The organism is Oleiphilus sp. HI0125 (assembly GCF_001635355.1).
On sequence record NZ_LWGF01001040.1, the window covers coordinates 1 to 962 of the forward strand.

Sequence of the window (962 nt, forward strand, 5' to 3'; positions counted from 1 at the left end):
ATTTAAATAATGGTTGGTAGTCGTTGCATTAGTCATGTGTTGAAACCTATTCCAGAGACCGATTAGAAAAATTCGCGCTGAACAGATTGCATAGGTTCAGCATTGTAGTGGCGAAGGTGGAAGCTCATGTTTTCACAGAGTACTTTTCTCAGGTCTTTGGGCATGACAATTTGAGAGATCGATCCAAGGCTCAAGGCTTCGTTTGGATTCATCAATTCTTCTTCGTAGCGTTTCGCCAGAATGGCTTCTTGCTCTGCACCCCATTCGGCACTTTCGTCTCCAGATTTTACGGCTGCGCGGATAGCACGAAGCTTCTTCTTGTAAACGAACTCGACACCGGCTGGCCCCATCACAGCTGCGCGCGTGGATGGCAGAGCAATAACGAAATCTGCACCGGTTGGATAGTTGTTATAAGAGGCATATGCACCACCAAAGGCATTGCGTAGGATCACTAAGAAGCGCGGGGTGCGCAAATCAACAATCGCATCGAGCATCGCGCGACCTGCCTGTACGATACCCATCGACTCTTGTTCGCGCCCAGGTAAGAAGCCTGTGGTGTCTTCCATGAAGATGACTGGAATGTTGTACAGATTACAGAAGCGAATAAAACGTGCGTTTTTATAGGCCGCGGCAATATCTATTTGTCCCGAGGCAACTGCACTGTTGTTCGCGACAAAACCAATCACGTTGCCGTCCATTCTTCCAAGCGCAGTAATGGTATTGCGCGCTCGATCAGGTTGAATCTCAAGGAAGTCGCCGTGATCGCATAATTCTTGAATAATGATGCTGACATCAAGTGGAGTGTTAAAACCGCTTGGGCTGTTAAAGGCCTTCTTCAGCAGGATGTCGATGTCCCACGTCTCACGCTTCACAGCATCAGACGTTGGCTGGTGCGGTGCGAGTTCGCTATTGTTACTCGGGATGTATTTAAGAATTTCTTTTACTTTCTTTAGCGCTGCTAC

The 962-nt window shown here is 47.9% G+C and carries 1 protein-coding gene; it reads right to left on the minus strand.

The window, feature by feature from the left end; all coding sequences use genetic code 11:
* Nucleotides 1-62 precede the first annotated feature (62 nt).
* Nucleotides 63-962: carboxyl transferase domain-containing protein (locus A3762_RS17825; RefSeq protein WP_255375063.1), on the minus strand; the 900-nt coding region annotated here is incomplete at its 5' end.